14 protein-coding genes are annotated in these 20,828 nt (G+C 44.2%); 5 read left to right on the forward strand and 9 right to left on the reverse strand.

Annotated features, from left to right (window positions below; all coding sequences use genetic code 11):
* The 4 genes from QUB16_RS03330 to QUB16_RS03345 are packed head-to-tail and all read right to left on the reverse strand — an operon-like array spanning position 1 to position 7,599.
* Positions 1 to 2,382 (reverse strand): hypothetical protein, encoded by a 2,382-nt coding sequence (locus QUB16_RS03330; protein WP_333314005.1) that lies wholly within the window; start codon positions 2,380 to 2,382, stop codon positions 1 to 3.
* Positions 2,346 to 6,296, reverse strand: coding sequence for a hypothetical protein (locus tag QUB16_RS03335; protein ID WP_333314006.1), 3,951 nt, complete (start codon positions 6,294 to 6,296; stop codon positions 2,346 to 2,348). The genes QUB16_RS03330 and QUB16_RS03335 overlap by 37 nt, the downstream gene beginning before the upstream one ends.
* Positions 6,293 to 6,772 carry a hypothetical protein gene (locus QUB16_RS03340; protein ID WP_333314007.1) on the reverse strand — a complete coding sequence of 160 codons (480 nt, stop codon included), beginning with the start codon at positions 6,770 to 6,772 and terminating at the stop codon, positions 6,293 to 6,295. Before QUB16_RS03340 ends, QUB16_RS03335 begins: the two co-directional genes overlap by 4 nt.
* The gene (locus QUB16_RS03345; RefSeq protein WP_333314008.1) at positions 6,769 to 7,599 is read right to left on the reverse strand and encodes a DUF4007 family protein; all 831 of its coding nucleotides are present in this window, start codon (positions 7,597 to 7,599) and stop codon (positions 6,769 to 6,771) included. Before QUB16_RS03345 ends, QUB16_RS03340 begins: the two co-directional genes overlap by 4 nt.
* Before the next feature lie 431 nt (positions 7,600 to 8,030).
* Here QUB16_RS03345 and QUB16_RS03350 point away from each other — a divergent pair, with 431 nt between their 5' ends.
* The 3 genes from QUB16_RS03350 to QUB16_RS03360 all read left to right on the forward strand — a co-directional run bounded on the left by QUB16_RS03350 (position 8,031) and on the right by QUB16_RS03360 (position 11,526).
* Positions 8,031 to 9,239 carry a cysteine desulfurase family protein gene (locus QUB16_RS03350; protein ID WP_333314009.1) on the forward strand — a complete coding sequence of 403 codons (1,209 nt, stop codon included), beginning with the start codon at positions 8,031 to 8,033 and terminating at the stop codon, positions 9,237 to 9,239.
* A 482-nt stretch (positions 9,240 to 9,721) separates the two neighbouring features.
* Positions 9,722 to 10,420, forward strand: coding sequence for a tyrosine-type recombinase/integrase (locus QUB16_RS03355; protein WP_333314011.1), 699 nt, complete (start codon positions 9,722 to 9,724; stop codon positions 10,418 to 10,420).
* A 191-nt stretch (positions 10,421 to 10,611) separates the two neighbouring features.
* Positions 10,612 to 11,526 carry a GIY-YIG nuclease family protein gene (locus QUB16_RS03360; protein WP_333314013.1) on the forward strand — a complete coding sequence of 305 codons (915 nt, stop codon included), beginning with the start codon at positions 10,612 to 10,614 and terminating at the stop codon, positions 11,524 to 11,526.
* 408 nt (positions 11,527 to 11,934) lie between these two features.
* Here QUB16_RS03360 and QUB16_RS03365 read toward each other — a convergent pair whose 3' ends face one another.
* The 3 genes from QUB16_RS03365 to QUB16_RS03375 all read right to left on the reverse strand — a co-directional run bounded on the left by QUB16_RS03365 (position 11,935) and on the right by QUB16_RS03375 (position 17,869).
* A complete protein-coding gene (locus tag QUB16_RS03365; protein ID WP_333314014.1) occupies positions 11,935 to 13,383 on the reverse strand; it encodes a hypothetical protein in 1,449 nt (482 codons plus the stop codon).
* Positions 13,384 to 13,489: 106 nt separating this feature from the next.
* Positions 13,490 to 16,825 carry a CHAT domain-containing tetratricopeptide repeat protein gene (locus tag QUB16_RS03370; protein WP_333314016.1) on the reverse strand — a complete coding sequence of 1,112 codons (3,336 nt, stop codon included), beginning with the start codon at positions 16,823 to 16,825 and terminating at the stop codon, positions 13,490 to 13,492.
* Between the two features lie 30 nt (positions 16,826 to 16,855).
* Positions 16,856 to 17,869: a hypothetical protein gene (locus QUB16_RS03375; RefSeq protein ID WP_333314017.1), complete on the reverse strand. Its 1,014-nt coding sequence runs from the start codon at positions 17,867 to 17,869 to the stop codon at positions 16,856 to 16,858.
* Positions 17,870 to 18,114: 245 nt separating this feature from the next.
* On the opposite strand from QUB16_RS03375, the gene QUB16_RS03380 reads away from it, so the two are divergent.
* Complete coding sequence (locus QUB16_RS03380; RefSeq protein ID WP_333314020.1) at positions 18,115 to 18,963, forward strand: macro domain-containing protein; 849 nt, start codon at positions 18,115 to 18,117, stop codon at positions 18,961 to 18,963.
* A gap of 69 nt (positions 18,964 to 19,032) precedes the next feature.
* Here QUB16_RS03380 and QUB16_RS03385 read toward each other — a convergent pair whose 3' ends face one another.
* A complete protein-coding gene (locus tag QUB16_RS03385; RefSeq protein ID WP_333314022.1) occupies positions 19,033 to 19,176 on the reverse strand; it encodes a hypothetical protein in 144 nt (47 codons plus the stop codon).
* A 62-nt stretch (positions 19,177 to 19,238) separates the two neighbouring features.
* Here QUB16_RS03385 and QUB16_RS03390 point away from each other — a divergent pair, with 62 nt between their 5' ends.
* Entirely contained in the window at positions 19,239 to 19,604 is a 366-nt protein-coding gene (locus tag QUB16_RS03390) for a DOPA 4,5-dioxygenase family protein (protein WP_333314023.1), read from the forward strand.
* Positions 19,605 to 19,844: 240 nt separating this feature from the next.
* Here QUB16_RS03390 and QUB16_RS03395 read toward each other — a convergent pair whose 3' ends face one another.
* The gene (locus tag QUB16_RS03395; RefSeq protein WP_333314024.1) at positions 19,845 to 20,675 is read right to left on the reverse strand and encodes a KilA-N domain-containing protein; all 831 of its coding nucleotides are present in this window, start codon (positions 20,673 to 20,675) and stop codon (positions 19,845 to 19,847) included.
* Positions 20,676 to 20,828 lie beyond the last annotated feature (153 nt).

Consider the following 20,828-nt stretch of genomic DNA (forward strand, 5'->3'; position numbering starts at 1 on the left):
TCAAATATTGTCGAATAACTCATCTACTTGGCTAACTTGGAAACGCTTAATAGACACTTCTATTTGACCGCTGAATTGCAAACTTTGCCCCCCGATCTCGCAATTAAGTAACCACTCTAGGAGTTCAGAACGACCTTTACTATTTACTGCTGAAATCTTGAGTTCTGCAATAGAAGAATCTGAATCTGCTGGTATTGTATTCCAGGTTGCTTGAGTGCCTGCCAATGTTAGTCTAACTGTTTTCAAGGGAACTGAGTTAGAATTTACCAGCGTCACCCGCAGGATACTCGCCTGAGTTGCTGTCAAGTATCCCTCCACGTTGATAATAGGTTGTATGACCTGAATGGGTGTCGGCTGTAATTCAATGCAAGCCACAACTGTCTCTTCAGGAGTTGCGCCACCGTGCGTCCAGCCGCCGGGTCTGCGTTCTACTGCGACGTAACTTTTTGGAATGAGAAAATCGTAAGGCAGATTGTATGCGTCTTTTGAGAGATAATACCAATCCTGCTCAAGATAGCGCAGGTCATCGGCTGATAGGGTTTTATCAATAGCACAACAGCGTGTTCCTTGATAAATGCTTTGCGTAGTGCTTTCATGGCTGTTATCATCATTAAATTCAAAAGCAAATTTAGGAACTTTTTTGACAGAGCATTGAGGTGGTAAAAGCGTACTACCGTGATCGCTAATCACAAAAGCTACGGCTTTTAAACCTTGCTTGAGACATTGCTGAAAACTTTGATTAGCTAAACGTGCTATCAAGTTTAGATGACCGTCAACACTCTCATCATCAGTGAAACTGCTGCTGTGGTGGTTTTGCTCATCGAGGGCATTGTAAAGTAAAGCATAGATACCTGGTTTGGCATCTGCTACGAATGCCATTTCCATATCTGATGGTTGGGTGTACACAAAAACACTCACTTTTTCACAACCAAGCCTAGTTTTCAAAAGCTGTGAAATCGGCTTGTTTGTGTTCGTTTTGTCAAAATATCCCTGCACGATAGCTCGCTTAGAAATAGATGTCACTGAAGGCAATCCTGACAAGGTTGGATGTATTCCTGTGACTCCCATACTATTCTCCGCACAAATAGCCGAAAGTCTTTTGCCTTGCCACCAAGTCAAACCATCAACAATAAACCACAATACAACATCTGCTTGCTTGGAGTCAATTAATCCTTGAATTCTGCTTAGCTGATTCGTGACAATTGAAGCATTGGGATTAAATGGTAATTCAGGATATTTCCCGACCAGCCAATCCGCAAAACGATTAGCTAAATCAATTTGAGGGTCACGGGGTTGACGGTTGCGAATTACCCAACTAAAGTATGGCATATATTCAACCGTCGCCCAATTAAGCCATTCCTCGGTAGACCAACTCTCATCCGGTATCTGAGGCAAAGACGGACAAACAAGGGATTCCAGTCGTCTTAACACATTCCTAGCTTCTGAAAAGAGAGAAAATCGATGCCTAATGAGGTCAATAATTGGAAGAGTTAGCAGGCTTATATTTTGTTGTGCCCATTGCTCGACAATACTTAGTTCAACATCAGCTAGTCCAGACATCCATTTAACAGCTACTATCATCGCTTCTGGAGTCTGGTTTCTTGCAAGCCACGAACTCCAGAAGCACTTTAAATCTGCTTCATATTTCCTTAACAAATCCCGGCATAAGTTAAGATGGCTATCGCAGTCTTCTATTGAGGCACATTCAAATTTCTGACGAAGAGTAAAACTGCTCGGATAAGCTTTTAAAGCCCAACGCAGAAGAACTGCCTCCCCAGCCTGTTGCCAGCTATCTTGCCCCATACATTCAAGAAAAATATTATAGCGATTATCAGCCTCTATCCATTGATTTAATCTGGCTTTTGCCAGTGTCATTAATGACACTGGAATTTGCCCTTTCTGTACAGCCCATACTGATAAATCGGCTAAATGACCTTGATATAAATTCGTGGTTCTCCAAATCGGATCGATGAGTTGACCTATAATCCAGCCAGAGGGGTCAGTTGCCGCTGCAAAATCAGGCTTTGGTAGATTGAGTAGCTGCAAATCTTGAATAGCAGCTTCGTCTAGTTCAGCAGGGAATGAAAAGTCAAACTTTTGTCGAAAGCGATCTCGCAAATCGATCTCTTCCCAACGCACCACCTGCAAATCATAGTCACGCATATCCTCTAGCCACTGAGCTAGAATGCGAGACTGTACATAAACAGTGTAATCCCGATCTTGAGCGTCTAGGGCGCGACGCAAACGCTGTCTTAAAGGAATATAATCTTGAATTTTGTTGACAACCCAAGTGTAGTTATCTGTTTCAATCGGCTGCGTGCAGTAAAAATCACAGTAAATAGTAATCATTGCGGATCGTACTTCTCCTTCAATCGCTGCCACAAAGCATCCTGTTCTTGCGGAGAAATACTTTCAAAAATTGTCTGGATTTGGGTAAATGCTCGATCTACCGCACCATTAGTATCAGCACCATTATTGAGTTCTTTGACAACACTTGCATCACCTATAGATGAAGACTCAGATGCTCTAGTTAGAGTTTTTTTTGTGGTAGTGGAATAGTTGGTTGTACCCCTAGCTGTGGTGGTTGGGCCAGTTGCAGAGCTTTTGGCTAGGCTGCCCGATTTTGTAGAAGCAGGGCTACTTGTAGCAGTTTTTGAGCTTTTTAAATTCGCAGGGCTTTTTGTTGGGTGAACTGGCGAGTTTGTAGCAATTGTAGAGGGTGTAGGAGTTATTGGTAATGACCCTCTCAACTCTTCTGCTTTTGCTTCCGCAGTAGCTTTTGCTTCAGACAGACGTTGCAGATATTCATCTCTGGTACTAATTGCCGGCCATTCGTCAAAAGGTAGCAGTCCCCATCGAGATGCCAGTGCATTTAAAAAAGCCTGTTCAAAACTATAGGGGTCATCAAGGACATACAAAAGGTCACGGGCTGCTGGATTCCCTGCTAAATCGGTAGGCCTTAATCCACCCACTAATTCAGCCCGCCATTTCTGTGCTGCTGTCAATGTATCATTCCAATCATTTCGCCACTCAGTCACCCCAAAAACCTGACTAATTTGCCAGGCCATGTAAGCCTTAAATTTTTTCCCAACTTTGCTCAATTGCTGGCAAGTATTTTCTAGCATTGTCAAAGTTTCATCGAGTTCTGTCTCAGTCCATTGCGAACTATCAGAATGAAGTCCTAAATCAATCGGCAGACTATTGAGTAAAGCCTCTGCCGTTTCTGAAATAGTAGGCAGAGAGGCTACTTTCATTAGTGCTACGGATGCAGAAATAGTCTCTGAGGTAATATCTTTTAGGATGCTGGCTAGTTCAACCTCAGAAGCTTGTCGGGCTACAGGGCAAATGTCGTTTGTCCATTTTCGGAGTAGTGCTGCAATTTGGTTGCGGAAAGAAGCGGTTTCCCCAGGTTGGTTACGAACCTGACCCCGATCTGGATATAAAGCGCGTTCCGCTAATCCCCGGAGAAACAGACGCTGAGTCTCCGTCAAAGGCTGGTAACGCACCACAAACTTTGCGGGTGACTCGACCATCTCTACAATTGTTTTACCGATCGCATCAATAGGTTGTTGTGCCAATGCACTACCGCTACTGCCCGATGCTGTTGTAGTGTAAATTTCTAAATAGTCTCGATTGTAACGATAGAAAGCTGCGATAAACAGTTGTAAAACTGAGGGATATAACCCGTAAGGGCGACGGGCTAGCGTAGCAACTATCTCTGACCAAGGAGTATTTTGACGCAATCGCTCCTCTAACAAAAGCCAGATCTCATTGCTATTCTTTTTCAGACGAGTTGGTACGCAGACTTCATAGGTATCATATCCACCTTCTTTTTTGACATGATGAAGAAGTCCTAATTCACAAGCACCATCTATAAGAATCGCCTCTTCTGCTGTTTTTTTAGATCCTTTTTTATCAGGAAGTTGGCATTGAGCTTGTAAAATTTTATCAAGGGCACTTTCTAAAACTTTCGACTTACCATTGGATTTGAGGTGCTGGCTCTGTCTGTGCGTTGGTGTCTTCGAGAAGACATCGCTCATAACTGTTGTTGCCAGCGAGTTGAGATGACCGGGCGTATTGACTGTTACAGTGCGTGCGCCCCGAAACCACTCAAACTTTGAAGGTTGCTCAAACAATTGCAAGGCCTGCTGAAACGCTGTAAGATAGTCTTTTCCTACTAACCCAGAATCGCTGAGAAGTTCCTGATAGTCGGAAGTTTTATAGTTTTCACTTTCTCGCAATTCTTCCAAAGCGCGTTTGCGCTGGAATCGTACAATTAAATCAGTAGGATTGCGGGGTACAGCTACAACCAACTGGTCATGCTGACGGGTTAATTGCAAAGCTGTGGAACGTGCCTGCTCTAACTCTGACTCCGAGGCAGCAACCACATACCACAATAAGCCATCATTTTCTTGTAGAGATTGGGTTAAAGATGCTGAACTTGAGAGTTCCGCCGGGGTAACAAATCGGGTAATGAGATGGCGAGCGCTTTTACGCTCTTTGTTGTAATCTTGCGCCTCAACATCAATAGTCTTGTGAAGACTATTGAGTAAGATAATAGGCGATTGCCTATTATCTCCTTGAGCCTTACGGTCAATCTGACTCCGCAATTCTAGCGGATTTGCACGCCCAGGTTTAACTAATTGGTAATGTCCGCTTTGCGAAGGATAAGCAATCCCAACTTGTTCTAGTTGACTAAGTGCAGCAGCTACTTCTGACATTTTTGAAGTAGATAAACTGAGGGCGTGGCGTAGTAATTCGCGATCGGCACGCAAATTAGCATCGCCGCTAGCCACATCTAACATCACCAATGCACGCAGTAAACGCCCCTCTATACCCGTTTCTATTTGTTGCGCTGAAAGAGTTTGGCTGGCATCTTGATACGCTTTTAGTAGATCGGGACGCTTTTCTGTCAAGTTGCTCTCAAAATATCCAAATAACTTATCTAGCGATAATAACGATATCCAACCATTTGAAGCATCACCATCTGCTTCTTGGATGAAATGGTTTAACCCCCGCTCTGCATCCCAGATAAAACTAAACATTGTCCGTTCGTTTTGTGCCAGGACTGCATTCAATCGCGACAAGCAATAAGTGGCTAGAGGATGCAATGGGAAACACCCTTGAACTATCGTCTTTTGCACCCATTCACGGTCGGTTTTTCCAGTAGCACGACTGCCCCATAAATTCATAGCTAGTGTGAGTAAGTCATCTCGTTGTTTCTCCGCATTGTCGAACAGACGATCGGGAGATATGAGTTTAGCAATAGACGCACTAATCAATTCTTCCGTGTTTAGAGAGCGCAGTTCATGTTGGCTAAAACGTCCCCCACTGCGTTCTAATGCCGCCTGTGCCACCTGGGTACTGCCCTGAGCGCTGGCAAAACTTTGCAAACTAACCACATAAAAATGAAGTTGATTTGACACAGAACGGACGGCTGCTTCTGCTAAATTATCAATGCCCTTGCTATCGGCTGCCGTTGATGACTCCCCTAGTTTCTGAAGCAAATGAGTAAACTCGTCCGCGATGACAAAAATGCCACTATACTCACCGTTTGCGACAACTTTTTTTGCTACATCTGCAAAAGCTTCCGATGGTCTTTCGATAACAGCGGTAGGCTGAAATGGCGTACCGGAAGCTTTCCGTGCAGCAGGGCGAAACACCTGCAAAGCTGAATCACCCCGCGAACTTTTCAAGTCTGACTTTAGTTGATTTAAGGTGCGACCAGAATTATTTTCCAAAAATTCTGACAATTGCTTAATTGTTTCAGGATAACCCACTTCCCATTCTTCTATCTGCTTCAAAGCAGCTTGATAATAAGTATTTGTTAACAAATTTTCTAAACTTTGAGCCTTAAGAGAATCAGCTAAGCCACTCAATACAAAACTGCTGAAAGTAACAGCAGTGTCAGCTTGCAGCAGCACCAGCAAAAAGGGCGGTTTTCCCAGACGAGCTTTGTATATAGCTTCAGCTTGGGCATGATTGAGATGGCGCAAACGTTCAAAGAAAGGAGCTAAAAGAGGGTCGTCCGATGAACGAGTCACATAGTTAGCAATCATCAACATCAGGTCGGATTTTCCCGTGCCATAAGTACCGACAAACGAACGGGCGCGTTGCTCCGAATTGGGTTGCAGACTATCCCGAAGACTCATAAAGATATCAACAATCTCTTGAGTGGGAATGTAGCTTTCAACGAAGTGGCGGTTAAGTTGCTCGTCAAAAAAATCACCAGGTAGTTGTACAGAGGGTTTAAATCCACCTTGAACCTCGACTAACTCCCGCATTTTTCGTGTCATAGCTGCACCTCTTCAGGCATCTCAAATATGTGATTCATCCCAGGTATTATTTTTAATAATTCTTGAGTTGTGCGGTTTCTAGTCACTAAAACGACACCTATCGGCAAACGAGTAGCACGTCCTACCTGCTTAAAAAATACCTCTTGCTGTTCCCAATTCCACAAACTTAACAAGGATTCGATCTCGTCAATGGCGACTATTTCAGTTGCTACTTTGTTATCTATCAACTTTTTTATAGTTCCCAAAAAATCTTCGGGGTGATAACTTTCTTCGCGTCCAGTCAAACTGTCTAAAAAACCAGGGTCAAGGGTGAAATCTATGTATCTCCAGCTAGTGCGCTGACAGACGGTACGGCTGAGCAACGTCTTGCCAGAACGAGGCTTCCCGACAACCCACAAAACTCGGTATCGAGCTTGTTCTCCACAGACAAAGCGAATGCGCTCTTCAAGGGCCAGAACCAGAGCTTCAAAGTTCATTGTTGTTTGTAGTAACGTTCTAGCAAGGTTTGCGGTAAATCGACATACAGTCGGTTAACTGGCTCGTGTTGCGTTTCAGAAAAGCTTAAATAGCCAAGACCCGCCAGTTCGCTCACGAACTGCCGGATCTGTCGGTCATCGGCTTGACACAGATGCCCAAGACTACCTTCCTCTTTGCACAACTGCACAAAACGCAGGGTATTAGTATGATTGTAGTGGCGATGCCACCAGTCACACAAGAGATAACCCACCACTAGGATGTGCGGCCAATTGGGAGAGCCTACGCTCAGGGTGGTTTTTTGCTTGATTAAAATCCCCAATTTGCTCAATCCTTGGGGACGAATGTAGGTACTGAGAGCACAAGAAGGATCTTTGCTGAGAGCGGAACGATTCTTGACCTCACCCATGACACTAGAAAAATACGCACTAAATTGCTCAGAAGTGAAGTTTAAACCGGGTGATAGGAATTCATTAATGAGAATGCGCCATGCCTCAGAACACTCAGTGTGTTTGGTAGACAGGTAATAATGCAGTACCCACTGCGTCCCCAAGTCGCCCAGAGTTGGATCGTATGTACTAGCCAACTGACCAAAGGATGTTAGTTTGTAGGTTAGTTTCCGCTGTCCCTGTTCGACAGGGTGAAGGGTTGCCAAACCCGTATGACGTAGCCATGCCGAAAAACCCTCGGCAACGGGGCGATTAACACCCATACACTGAGCTAAGGCATCATGACCCTGTTCAGGCTCAGCCTGCACGCACTGTAAAGCTGTGCTGAGACGTTTCAGATCGAGGTTGAAGTTTTGGTAAAAACCTATTGTCTTGGCCAAGGGTTACATCCACGCACTTAATACTTTATTTTAAAAGATAGTGGCTACTTAGTAGCTTTAACCAAAGATGCCCCCATCCAGCTTTGCCACCCAAATAGCTTAGCAGCGATCGGATGCCAGCTTTGCAACATCCTTACTCTGCTAACTTACTCTCTTAAGAACTGAGCGCAGCAAGTAGCCGTGTGTGCCAAAAAAAAGACTCTGCACTAAAAACTGGTCTAAGATTAGGGGGCTCTCCTAGATTTGTGGTGGGAGCGCTAGTGTGAGCGTCTCGCTCACGCAAGCTTCCCGGCGCGCGGCACAGGAAATTTCATTTTTATTATCACCTAAAACTTAGGAGAACAGATTAAGCTTTTTAAGCATCATTGTACCCTTTAATTTTCTTTATAACCCTTACTCAAGCGTGAAAATCCTAAAAAAAAAGTAGAAGCGTGAAAGATATACAAACTAAAACTTATTCCATATATCTCGATTATCATTCAACAACTCCAGTGGATAATCGGGTTGCTAATTTGATGCTGCATTACATGACAACAGCATTCGGTAATCCCAGCAGTATTGACCATACTTATGGTGAGGACGCGGAAAGAGCTGTGTCCCAGGCTGCAAGGCATATTGCTAAATTAGTTCGAGCTTCACCTAAAGAAGTAATTTTCACTTCGGGAGCTACTCAAAGCATCCACATGGCAATTCAAGGCAGCATAACTGCTGAAAACCGTTCTCAAACAAAATTTCGGGTTGCTATATTGCCTGTTGAACACAAAGCTGTTTTAGATCCATGTTATGCCTTAGAGAAAAAAGGATTAGCTGAGGTTTTAGTGCTCCGCGTTGACTCAAAAGGCAGGCTTTGCCTAGAGCATCTTGAAGAGATTTGTGTATCGGGGGTGTCCCTGCTGTGCGTTATGGCAGCTAACAACGAAATTGGTAATATTTATCCGCTCCGAGAAGTGGGAAAAGTTGCTCAAAAATACGGTATTCCTTTTCTGTGCGATGCTTCCCAAGCTGTGGGAAAAATACCAATTAATTTTGAAGAGTGGGGAATTACTTACTTGGCTATATCGGCGCATAAACTCTATGGGCCTAAAGGTTCTGGAGCGTTAGTAGTCAGGAAAGGACATCACCTAGAGCCAATTTTTTTTGGTGGCGGACATCAAAAGGGGTTGAGGTCTGGAACTCTTAATGTTCCTGGTATTGTTGGATTAGGAGAAGCTTGTCGCCTGCGTCAGTTGGAAATGTTCGAGGATGAGAGGGCGATCGCTGCTCTGAGGGACAATTTGCAGAATTTGCTGCTGGAAAAAATTCCTGGTCTAGTTGTTAATGGAGATATTTCTTGTCGTTTAGCTGGCAATCTCCACATTTCTATTCCTGACGTTCCGAATACTGCGATCATTGCCAGAGTCCGTTCTCAGTTAGCTATCTCCACTGGCGCAGCCTGCTCATCGGGCGTCGAGGCTCCCTCTCATGTCCTGCAAGCTATGTGTTTGCCAGAGTCGGCGATAGAAGGAGCGTTGCGTATAGGTGTTGGTAAATTTACAACATCTTTGGAGATTGAGCAAGCTGCGATGATTCTTTCTAATGCTATCAATCAGGCTCGTCAAGCTATGGTAGGGATTGGGCAGCACATCGGAAGTACCAACTAAGTTTATTTATCCTCGCTCCTGATAAAGTGACATCAAATCCCTAATTCTTTTTTGTGCTTGTAATTACCCAGTTAAATAGGGTTTGCTGAATAATTGCTCGCTTTCCTAATATCGGGAGCGCTCGATATATTCAACCAGAGTTAAAAATGAGTTTTTCCTGCTTCAATTTGAGTACAACCGGGGAGGGTGACAGAGAAGCCTAAAAACTAGACCTAATCAGGTTTGCCGCCCGTATACTCTGTGGATAAAAGCTACGTTTATTTCGAGTTAATTTCATTAAATCGCTTGACTTCTAACGGATATCGATGGGATGAGCAGCTTGCCAATTTGAAATGAACTCTTTTGCAAGGGTGCGGGAGACTGAGCGAGATCCTCTAATTTCCTTGACCCCCTCGCTGCCACGTTAAGAAATCCCCGTCTATGGATGCAGTAATGCAGTATTTGCGGCAAACTCTGTGGTGTCGGGTCGGTATACACCAAGCATGAAGATAGAGGGACACGGGCAGGCCAAGATATTCACTCAAGAGGAAATCGAACTCTTGTTCAACGAAGGTTTGCTCTTCGATCGCGATCGCGCCCTCTTTGGGATTTGTCTGTACACCGCCTGCCGCATTGCCGAAGCGTGCAGCTTGAAAGTCATTGATGTTTTCACCCCGGCGGGTGTCATCCGCTCAGAAATGATTATCCGTAAAGGCAACACCAAAGGCAAGCTCGGCACCCGCACTATCCCGATCATTCAAGAGTTGAGGCTGCTGTTAGAAACCTACAAACATCCCGAACACCCCTACCTGTTCCCCAGCCGCCACCTCAACCACCGCTGGAAGCACGCGAACCCGGAAGCCGCCTCTCATCTATTCCAAGAAGCCTGCGAACGAGTTGGCATCATCGGCGCTTCCACCCACAGCCTCAGAAGGTCAGCACTCACTCAGATGAGCAACGCGGGGATTCCATTGCGGATTATTCAAGAAATCAGCGGCCACCGCAACTTAGAACAATTGCAGAAATACTTAGAAGTGCGGCCCGACCAAGTAAGGGGAGCCGTCTCTGCACTCTCTACCCTTTCCTACGTCAGGAAAGCGACATATCCTGATTTAGCTGCCCCAACCCCAGAAAATCCGTTGCTCCCTCACCAACTGTCACAAGCCCCATCCGACGCGACTGAAGAAATTCCCGATTGGTGACGAGCAATTTTAGATTTTAGATTTTAGATTTGGGATGCAAGGATGCAAGGATTCAAGTCACGCATCAAGAGCATCGAGTGCCTAGAGCTTTCTTTCCCAAGGCAGAAGCCCTAACCCCTGGATTTGTTAGAATCGTTGGTCATGTGGAGCGGGTGCATCTACAAACCAGCTCAAAGGAGAATTGACAGGCGATGTGGCTAAAATTTGGCGTTGCTCTCAGTGGCGAACTGACGAGCATTGATGAGGTTGTGCGCGGAAAAACTAACCTTGCTTGTCTCTACTGCGGAGGCTCCCTCACAGCGAAAAAAGGGTCAGTGAAAGAACATCATTTCGCCCACACCGGAGAGACTTGCAAGCCCGTGTCACAGCGGATTAAAACCAAAGCTTTCCCCTCGCTGCCCCTCTATGACAGCTTCAACATCCAGCTTAAGGGTGAGGAATTGGAACAGTTGAAAGTGCTGTGGAAAGAGTACGGGGCCCAAAAGCGATCGATTCCCAAAGACTTGGTAAACTTTCGGTGGCAGTTGAAAGGATTGCTAGAGTCGGAGGGCGATGGCTCTTATCAATTCACTAACCTCGGTAAAATCCCCGTCGGCGCTCTTCCCCTGGCGCTGTTCAACCAAGTCCAGGAACCGCTGCTGGTGTCGGAGTTAGTTAAGTTGGAGCAATCCACAGCGGTGGCTGAAGCTGCGGGGTTATCCTGCTTGGACGAACGGCGGGCTGACTTGCTGATTTATCGAGCACAGCTTCGTCGGATTCTGGTGAACTCGCTCTACTTTCTGGAGGTCAAAGCTGACGAGAGCTGCTTCTATAAAATTGGAATTACTACTCGAACGATCGAGGAACGCATCGCCGAGGTGCAGCGGGATGTCAGAGCGCATTACTCGGATGTGACCGTCAGCTTGCTGGGATTGTGGGAACATCGGGGGAATGTGGAGCTTTACTTCAAACACCGTTATAAAGCGTTTAATTACCGAATTGGGAAACTGACGGAGTATTTCGTGTTTCCTGATGTCAAGATTGTGCTGAATGATTTGTACAGGATGGAGGCCAAGATGCCCAATAATGTTGAGGTGGATGTTATCGACGGGAGAAAGAGGATGTGAGTAAAAATCGATCTTAGCTGAATGCTAACACAAATGTATACCAGATACCACGCCTATAAATCAGCGAGTCACCGATTTTTTATAACAGAAGCTTGCCTTAAGAAAGGCTCGGTAATCCACTATCCAGCCAATATGGATCTAGTTGAAGCCAAATATCCTCAATCTCTTGCCACTCTTAAAACTACACGCTTCTGGAAGGGGGAAATAATTGCAACTAATGGGGATTGCTTGCGAATTTCAATTAGAAAGAGGCGGTATAGTTCAGAAATTTTTTGAGCTGCAAAGAGAGCCTGTTGTTGCTATCCTGTAGCAATTCATTTTTCATTTGTTGAAGTGGATGCGATTAGCGGATTGAGGTGAGGAATTGCGAGCGCATTTCTTTTAAATTTGACTTTGTAGGTGTTTTACTCATCCACTTAGAGGACAACTACCTTGAAACTGAATCACGGCAGGTTCTTGATTGATGGAGGGGGATTTTCTTTTCCCGCGAAACTGAACAGACATAACATTGCCCTTAATTATACCAAGTTTCAATTCCAATATGTGTTCAACTGTTCGGCTCATTTTTAAGTAATAAACTGCTACAAGACGTGCATGAGGTAAAAACTTACTGGGCGGAATTTTCAGTTTTTTCCACAAATCAGGAAAGATATTTTTATTTATCTTGACAGCATTGTTATAACCTCCCTCAACCCAAGAGTCTATTTCCGAATAAGTATTTTTTTCATGAAGAGAAGGGGTTTCGTTAAGTAACAAAAGACGAGCCCGTAACTCAGCGATTTGATTGGTGGTGTAACCATTAAAATTGATTTCCATACTGCTGCTTCTCTGTGAGTTGGGATCTGGACCTAAAGTAACGATTAAAATAGTTTTGCCTTTAATAGATTGAGAGAGAACACTCTCTACCTGCATCATGGCTGCATCATTCTGGTAAGCATAAGGAATCTGTTTTTTGTTGTAAGACTGCTCAGGTTGCAAATTACGTAAGGCAGCTTCCTGTTCTGGATTGGTAGGTGAAATGTGGAGTGTGACGGTTTGATTGGCTTGAGTATTAACAGATTGAGTTAGGAAGAAATTGTCGTTCAACATAACCCATGCACCTGAGCTACTGATGCTTGTGGTGGTACAAGTTGTAGAGCGAGAACCAGCAAGCGATCGCTTTTTCGTTGTGGAGGTTGTGCTGGGTTTTCTTTTGTTATCTGCTGCTGGGGAAGTCGAAATTGATTTTTTTTGCTTATTCTCTCTCGAAGTCGGTGGTTGCAAATTAGTAGGCGTTACAGATGACTTTTTGATTCGGTTTGCAGCAGCGGTACGAGGTGGAGATGTTTTGTTTGGACGTGCATTGAGCCACAGCGATATGTCCTGACGAAACCGATCGCGGAAATTTGAGGGGTTGTTGTAGTCGTGGGTTAATGCCTTGCGCTGAACTTCCTTCTTGAACGTCACTACCTTCTTGGCCTGTTCTAACTTCTCTTGTGTATCTAAATGTGCTTCTAATTTTCGGAAGTAGAACCAAATCTCTGGTTTTTCGTGGCTCTTATTAGCTCTAGCTGCTCGTCTAAACTCTTCAATAGTTCCCGACGGAGCACGTTGGGTTGGAGTGCCGACGCGGCTCCACATAATTCCCAGAAAAATCTCGTATTCTTTCATTGTCCCAATCTGTTTATTGAGCACAGATTGACCATCCTGACCGTAACCAGGAAAAGTATCCTTTGAAGAGACTACCTCAAGGATAACACCTTTACTGGGAGCTATAGTACGGTTGATCTCATTAATGACTTCCATTACATAGTCACGCTCTTTAGCTACATCGCTCGGTGAAGCCAGGAAAATTTTTAGCTTTTCTACTTGTGGCATTGCTACTCGATTTATACATCTAATTGCATGGTATGGGATTTAAAAGCAAGTCAGATTCTTGCTCTAATCCTGGTTCAGTCTATAAACGGAGTTGGAGAATTGAACTTTACGAGCAAGCTATAAATGGCAGGGATGTCGTATCTCCCTGACAAATCCAAGCTCCCCAATAATAAGGATGCGCCAGAGGTTTGTCTTCAGCTTGGCGAGCTAATATTGCAGTATCTAATTCTCTACCGTTATTGACATATTTGAGAATTTCTTGTCCTAGTTCAAATTGCTGCAATTCTCCGACAGTGATATTTCGCACGTAGTTCTGAGCTTCTTGTAAGGCGGCTGCGCGACCTAACCTAGCTTCGCAGTTATCAAAAAACCGTTCCATGAGCAGGGTAGTTGCCCAGCCATTCACTGACCATAAGCTCATTATCAGGGTTTTCGCTCCAGCAACGGTAAAAGCCCGTCGCAGCCCAAATACTCCTTCCCCAATGGCTACATCTCCAATGGCTGTCTCGCAGGCTGAGAGGACAGTAATTTCATTCGCCCACAGGTCAAGTCCAGCTACGTCTTGAGCAAATAGAATTCCTTTGCCTGCTTCTGGGGAAAGTTTACCGCCTTTTGCCCAGGTGTTAGCTCCGGCTAAAGCGAGGGCGGAACGCAGCATCGGATTTTCTACTCGACCAAAAAAGCGATCGCGCTGCAATAAACCATTTTCCATTTGATAAGGAAAGGTTGGGGAGCGATCTTCTGGCTGGTTAGGTAAAAATACACCATGAGTGGCTATTAACAAGATGCGTGGACATTGAAGGGGTTTGAAGTAGCTTTCTATTGCTTTGTTTTCCACATAAGGAGCTACTTTTAACCTTTGTGCAACTCGTTCTCCCAATATATTTGTACCTACAGCAGGTTTTAAGGGTTTGTTAGCAATACATTCTCGCAAGTTGGTTGTCAGTGTATTTTGTTCTGGTGCTTCATCAGGAGTAACACTTTCTGTACTCAAGTCAAAATTCGGAGAAGCGAATACTAACGCCTTGAGAGATGCAGGGCGTTTTGTCTCTATTTTCTGCCTCATAATGTCTCGCCCGACAGTCAGATAACTGATGGTAAATTCATCCATCAGCATTTTTTCTCCAGTGTCGTCGTTGGGAAGAATTTGAAATGGCACTAGGTTCAATTCTCCATCTGGAGCAATAATTAAGTGTTCGTCTCCTTGTAGGTAAGGTCGTAGTTTGTCGAATATTGCTTGTCGTAGCTTGATGCCTGCTTGTGGATGATATTTTCTGAAGATTAATTTTGGAGGACGCTTGCTGAACATCCCTAGCTGACTTTCTGTATTTTTACCCACCCCAGATATTAACTCCCGAAATTCTCGAATTAAATTATCGATATATTCTGCTTCTCCAATATCTATCATCTCTACTGATTCTGGTTCTCCTGCGGGCAAGATGAAAGCGAGATAGCGGGCTGGTTGCCATTGTGCTTCGCTGTGGGCTGGGATGGCTTTAAAATTGAAGACATCAAAGCGGACAAACTCTATTAAGATTGAGCCTGCTGGCAACTCTGATGAAACATCGCTACGGCTAGGGAGCTGTTCTTGTAATTGAATTTCTGGTACTTGGGATGCCAGATTTTTTTGCAAGTTGTTATGTTCGGCTTGCAGTTGCGCTAATTGTTGTTGGTAAGTGATGAAATCTTCAGTTTGAGGTGGAGAAAAAGTCAGATGGATTATTTGTTCGCTCAAGTTGCGGAGTTTGTGGAAGTCTTCTGTGAGATGGAGATAGCGATCGCTATAGAGCGCTTCGTTTTGAGCAGCAAGGGCAGATGCAGTTAGGACTTTTCGTTTAAGGATTAAGTCTAATGCAGATTGTATTGCTTGAGGTGTACCTGATAGGTGGTTGTAGACGAGGGAGAGAAATTTGTCTAAGTTGCTTCTAATTTTTTTAAGGTAGGAGAGGCGATCACTTTCCGAACTGAAGGCAAATAAACGACGAATCATTGTGTTGTCGATTTCCGTTGACTGGATCATCTCTGACATTGCTTCAGTGGGGCGTTCGGTAGCAGCGAATAAACCTGCCAAATTATTTAAGTTATCTGCCACATGAGGATGCTCTTCTCCTAACAGGCGTTTCCACATGACCAAAGCTTTAACATATAATGGTTCTGCTTCAGAGTAGCGCCCTTGTTCCTTGTATATTAATGCAAGATTATGTAAGCTAAGTGCTATATCATAATGCTCGTCTCCAAACACATACTTCAATATTGCTAAGGCTTCTATTAATAATATCTCTGCCTCACTGTAACGCCTTTGCCAGTAGTAAAGTCCTCCCAAATTATTTAAGCTCCCTGCCACATCAGGATGCTCAGATCCCAGTAAGCATCTTCTCATTTCTAAGACTTCCTGAAAAAATGCTTCTGACTGTAACCAGCTTCCTTGAGAACGGTAGAGTATTGCTATATTATTCAGGCTAGTTGCTACATCTGGATGTTTATCTCCAAACAACTCTTTACGCATCGTCAAGGCTTTAATATGATATTGTTCTGCCTCAAAATAGCGACCTTGCTGTTGATATATTTCTGCGAGATTGTCCAGAACAATGGCGATGTTATAGTGCTGATCTCCAAGTTGATTTTCCCATATCAACAAAGATTCTAACAACAATGATTCAGCCTCACTGTATCGTCCTTGTGAATAGTATGTCAATGATAAATTATGTAAACTATTAGCTATACTACACGGTTCATGATTAGTTATTTTTTTTATTTCTAATACTTCTTGATGCAACGTTTCGGCTTTAACATAGCGCCCCTGGAGACGATACAGTTCTGCAAGATTATTCAAAGTAGTGGCGACATCAGGATGCTGATTACCGAGTAGGCGTTTTCTGATAGCTAAGGCATCCTTATAAAAAAGTTCAGCCTCGCTGTAACGTCCTTGCCAATAGTAGAGTTGTGCCAGAGTATCTAAGGTAATTGCGACATCAGGATGCTCGTCTCCTAATAAACTTTTTTTTATAGCTAGGGCATCTTGGTACAAAGACTCTGCATCAAGGTAGAATCCTTGAGCCACGTACAGTACAGCTAAATTATTCAAGCTAGTTGCTAAATCAAGATGCCGAGTTCCCCATAAGTTTTGCGCGATATTCAAAGCTTGTTCAGCAACACTCACACCCTGACGATAGTCTCCGGACTCGTAGAGTTGAACAGCTTTTTGATTTAGCTGATTCCAATGCTTAATTGTCTTTGCCAATTCTGCTGCTAAGTTCTGTAGCCAATTTGCCGTATTATCATTTTCTTTTAACACATTAGATGCTACCACTTCTATAACCTTAACCAACTCCTCATCTATAAGGAGTGAATTAGTGTGCAAAATCTCCAGTTCTTGTCCACTCGGACTATTTAAAAGTTGCTGAATTAAATTGAGATAATCTCGTATGCGCTGTTCGTCCATTTATTTCACTCGTGATATTTAAGAACTCAATTATTCTGTTACTTGATATTCTGCACAGAAAACTTGAACTTCAGAACTATTTTCTAAATACTCAAGCAATTCAGTTAAATGCTCTTTCCGCATTTCTAAAGGTTTATCATCATCCCCAGGCAACCAATCTAAATCAAGCCTATCTTGGCTAATAATCGCAACTATTTGTTCTATACCCACACTATCAGCGGTAAAAGTATCTTGATAAGCTAAAGGTAACTTTACCTCCCCTACTTCTAAACGTGACGGTGGTGCTAAAAATGACGGTGATAAACACCAAATTTGCTGTTCTGGATTCTTCTCCAGGAGAATCAAATAACCCGTAGTTTCTAGATTAACCACCAAATGAAACGGTGTACCTCTCGGTACCTTTGGGGCAGGATTCCACATCCCCAAGTTGTTAGCAATTTCCGGTTTCATTTGGTCAGTTTGAGTGGCTCGATCTACTAATTGTTGCCAGAGTCGTTCGAGGGTAAGTGGTGCTTGGCGCTCGTTTAACCACAGCGTTATATGGTTGCGGAACTGATCGCGAAAGTTAGAGGAGTTTTTGTAGTCGCAGATCAAAGCGCGAGGCTGAATTCTGTTTTTGAAGTCCAGTACATTTCCCCGTTGCTCCCATTCTCCTTTCGTATTGAGCGATGCTGGTGACAGTCGAAAATAAAACCATATCTGAGGTTGCCCCTTGCTCTCCAAAGCTTCGACTGCCCGTTCAAACTCTTCAATTGTTCCAGAATCGGCACGCGGCGTTGGAGTTCCGACACGGTTCCACATGATGCCGACAAACAACGCATATTTTTCCATGTTGGCAATCTGTGCGTTGAGTACAGCTTGACCGCCTTCAGGGTTGTAACCGGGAAAGACGTTCTCTTCAGAGCGGACTACCTCTAGCCTGACACCTTTACTAGGAGCGATAGTACGGTTGATTTCGTCAATGACTTCTATAACATAGTTACGTTCTCTAACTACATCGCCCGGCGATGCCAGGAATATCTTTAGCAGCTTTACTTGTGGCATTGCTTGTTATCGATACATCTAATTGCATAATATTCGATTCAGAAGGCTGTCAGAAAGACAAATAAACAGACGCTCGCAAAGCTAAACTGGTAGCAGTGCCTCAGCTATTGGCTTTTATCATAAGTATAGAGCAGGTATAAAATGACTGGAATCTTGTTCCAGCTCATACACTTTCGGCTTCTACGGCAAATTTGTTCTCGATAATGATAATGTACACCAGACCCGGATAAAAAGCTTCAGAAGCGATGATTTACCTGCAACTCTTAACTCAAATCGGATTTAGACGAATAGGCAGCTCTTTTCTCAGTATTTTTGGTCTTTTGTGGCTATTAATTGAGCCTGGGGCATTCTTTTTTCCGCAGTATCTGAATTTTGGCTGGATTGGTTATTTTGGACTGGTAGCATTGTCCTTAGCGATCGCAGTTGTTCAGAATTTCCCCCGTAGGTCGGTATGTCAAGCTCTGTCTTCCCCCAACTCGGTTGTAGAAATTAAGCTCGGCGATCTGTTTGACGAGCCTGGGCATTTAGTCATAGGCGCTAATGATGTCTTCGATACGGAACTGGGAGAAGTGATCAAACCTTCAAGCGTGCAGGGCCAGTTTCTCACACGCATTTATGGTAACGATCGTACTCAGTTAGATGCGGACATTGAAACCGCTTTGCAGGGCTATCAAGTTCAACGTACAAAAGAACCTAACAAACAGAAGGGAAAGTCTTGGCGCTACCCCATTGGCACTACCATAGCGCTGGGTTCCCCCGACAAACGCTACTTCTGGACAGCTTACGGCTATATGGGTAACGATCTGAAAGTTCAGTCAAACGCTGACGAAATCTGGAATTCTTTGAGTCATCTTTGGGAAGAAGTGCGTCGGAGGGGTCATGGGATAGACGTGGCTATCCCTGTCATTGGAGCCGACTTGGCTCGTACTAACTTGCCTCGGATGGCACTAGCCAAGTTAATTATTCTTTCATTTGTGGTGGCTTCTAAAAAAGAGTTTGTTACCAGAAAACTAACTTTAGTTATCTATCCTAGAGACTTAGACAACACGGACTTTTACGTCTTGGAAGATTTTTTGAAATCAGCTTGTTTTTGACATTTATAATAGATATTGAGAACATCCTACTTAGCTATGTTGTTCGCCGAAAGCCGAGAAATAGCAGAGTTATTCAACAAGCAACATAGCTGTTTTGGAGGAAACTAAAATTAAATCCAAAACCCCCAACACGCCCGCCATGCCCCAAATCCCGAAGAGTGCGAGGGCTGCCTCCTCGCTCGCCTGCAACCCCACATCAATTGTGGCGTTCACTCTCGTTACCCGCTCAGTTAACAGCCGTTTTGTGCAGATGTCGGCTCAATACCTCACTGAAAATGATGAAAGAAGACACCATCGAAATTGTTGGTTTTCACGCACATATTTACTTTGACACCGATCGCCGTGATTCCGCTGCGCGTATACGCGAAGGATTGGCTCAGTTTGAGGTGCAGCTAGGGCGTTGGCATGATAAACCCATTGGCCCCCATCCCCAAGCGATGTATCAAGTTGCTTTTTTACCCCCGCAGTTTGGCACAGTCGTTCCCTGGTTGATGCTCCACCGCGAGGAGCTAAATATTCTCGTCCATCCCGAAACAGGGGATGATGTGGCAGACCACACAACACATTCTTTGTGGCTGGGAGAAAAACTAGAGCTGAATGTTGAAGTTTTGCGACCTAGGACAGCCAACGCAAGTTTCTGAGCGATCGCTCCCTAAAAAGTAGCAGTTCCTTTGTCATCACCAATCGATCCGATGCCCGCGCTCTGGTTGCCAACACCCGATCGATTGGGATGCAGTACCCCAAGCTTTAGATGGGGTACTGGCGTTTTGATTCCAATAACCCAGTCTCTACCGGGTGTTGCTTAACCTTTATTTACCTCATGTCCTCAGAAAGCGGTTATCTCGGCTGTACCGCAAAGTTGTTTGAGAGTAGTGATAAAGTTACTTAGAAGCAAGCTGAGACTGATTTGTTTTGAGCCTTTTTTGAATGGGCTTCACCTCGCATCCGATCGCATCTGAAATTAATTTGCATTCTTCTGGCGTACAGAATTTTCTGACATATTCAGGAAATTTGTCGGGAATGTATGTATCTTGCAGCCACTGATGAAACTCTCCCAGCAAGTCGAAAGGATAAACGTTTGCAAGTTGCTCTCCCCTGCGGTCGGGATAATAATGGATGTACTGCTCGAATTCATCGGTATTGTGTCCTTGTTCCCTCAGCCAATGACACCACGCTCGACCTACTGAAATATCTATAGTAGCTGTGTCGGGCAGTAAAACGCCTTTAGCCTCTAAATCTCTCATTAGTCCGGCTATCTGCTCAAAAATACACCACTTACCCCGTGGCATCTTGGTATTTTGTTCAAACAAAGTTAATCGCTGATACCAAACCCGTTGGTAAGGATGCAATTGAACAGTCTCGTAGACGGGAGTTAGGCCAGTTGTCAGCCATTTTTCTACCCATTCAGAGACTATCATCTCAAATTCAGGCGAAAGCCACATAGCAAAAGAGATAGCTAATTTTGGATGAATCCAAGTCTCTTGGTTTCTCCCGCTTCCTTTTTTTTGTACTAGGTCGTATACCTCAAGCCCTGTTTTATCTGATAGCAGTTCTATATATTGATTAGTCCGATCGTTTTCAAACCATTTTGTAGCGTTCTTGCGAGTTCCGGTTTTTCGTTCGTAAGCTTTAGTTAGCTTCGTTGCATTGATGTAACCATCATTTTGGCGTTGCTCGACAACTAAATCACCGATTTTGTGGTCTATGTACATCGTTGAATTCTCTAATGGCATGAATTTATAGAATGTAGCGTCTGCTTTCTTGAGGCTGATTAGGGTTTTCCGTATTGCTGAGAATCGGGTGTCACGACAATCGCCCCAAATCATTGCCGATCGCTCCCAACACCCCAATTTTTGGCAAACTAA

It is taken from the genome of Microcoleus sp. D3_18a_C4 (genome assembly GCF_036702415.1).
In the GTDB taxonomy this organism is placed as follows: Bacteria; Cyanobacteriota; Cyanobacteriia; order Cyanobacteriales; family Microcoleaceae; genus Microcoleus.

What these genes read in the sequence shown, in the direction of transcription:
- QUB16_RS03375 (WP_333314017.1), bottom strand. Translation starts at nt 17,869, where the DNA reads ATGCCACAAGTAAAGCTGCTAAAGATATTCCTGGCATCGCCGGGCGAT.
- QUB16_RS03390 (WP_333314023.1), top strand. Translation starts at nt 19,239, where the DNA reads ATGATGAAAGAAGACACCATCGAAATTGTTGGTTTTCACGCACATATT.
- QUB16_RS03365 (WP_333314014.1), bottom strand. Translation starts at nt 13,383, where the DNA reads ATGCCACAAGTAGAAAAGCTAAAAATTTTCCTGGCTTCACCGAGCGAT.
- QUB16_RS03370 (WP_333314016.1), bottom strand. Translation starts at nt 16,825, where the DNA reads ATGGACGAACAGCGCATACGAGATTATCTCAATTTAATTCAGCAACTT.
- QUB16_RS03380 (WP_333314020.1), top strand. Translation starts at nt 18,115, where the DNA reads ATGATTTACCTGCAACTCTTAACTCAAATCGGATTTAGACGAATAGGC.
- QUB16_RS03340 (WP_333314007.1), bottom strand. Translation starts at nt 6,772, where the DNA reads ATGAACTTTGAAGCTCTGGTTCTGGCCCTTGAAGAGCGCATTCGCTTT.
- QUB16_RS03335 (WP_333314006.1), bottom strand. Translation starts at nt 6,296, where the DNA reads ATGACACGAAAAATGCGGGAGTTAGTCGAGGTTCAAGGTGGATTTAAA.
- QUB16_RS03355 (WP_333314011.1), top strand. Translation starts at nt 9,722, where the DNA reads ATGAAGATAGAGGGACACGGGCAGGCCAAGATATTCACTCAAGAGGAA.
- QUB16_RS03395 (WP_333314024.1), bottom strand. Translation starts at nt 20,675, where the DNA reads ATGTACATAGACCACAAAATCGGTGATTTAGTTGTCGAGCAACGCCAA.
- QUB16_RS03360 (WP_333314013.1), top strand. Translation starts at nt 10,612, where the DNA reads ATGTGGCTAAAATTTGGCGTTGCTCTCAGTGGCGAACTGACGAGCATT.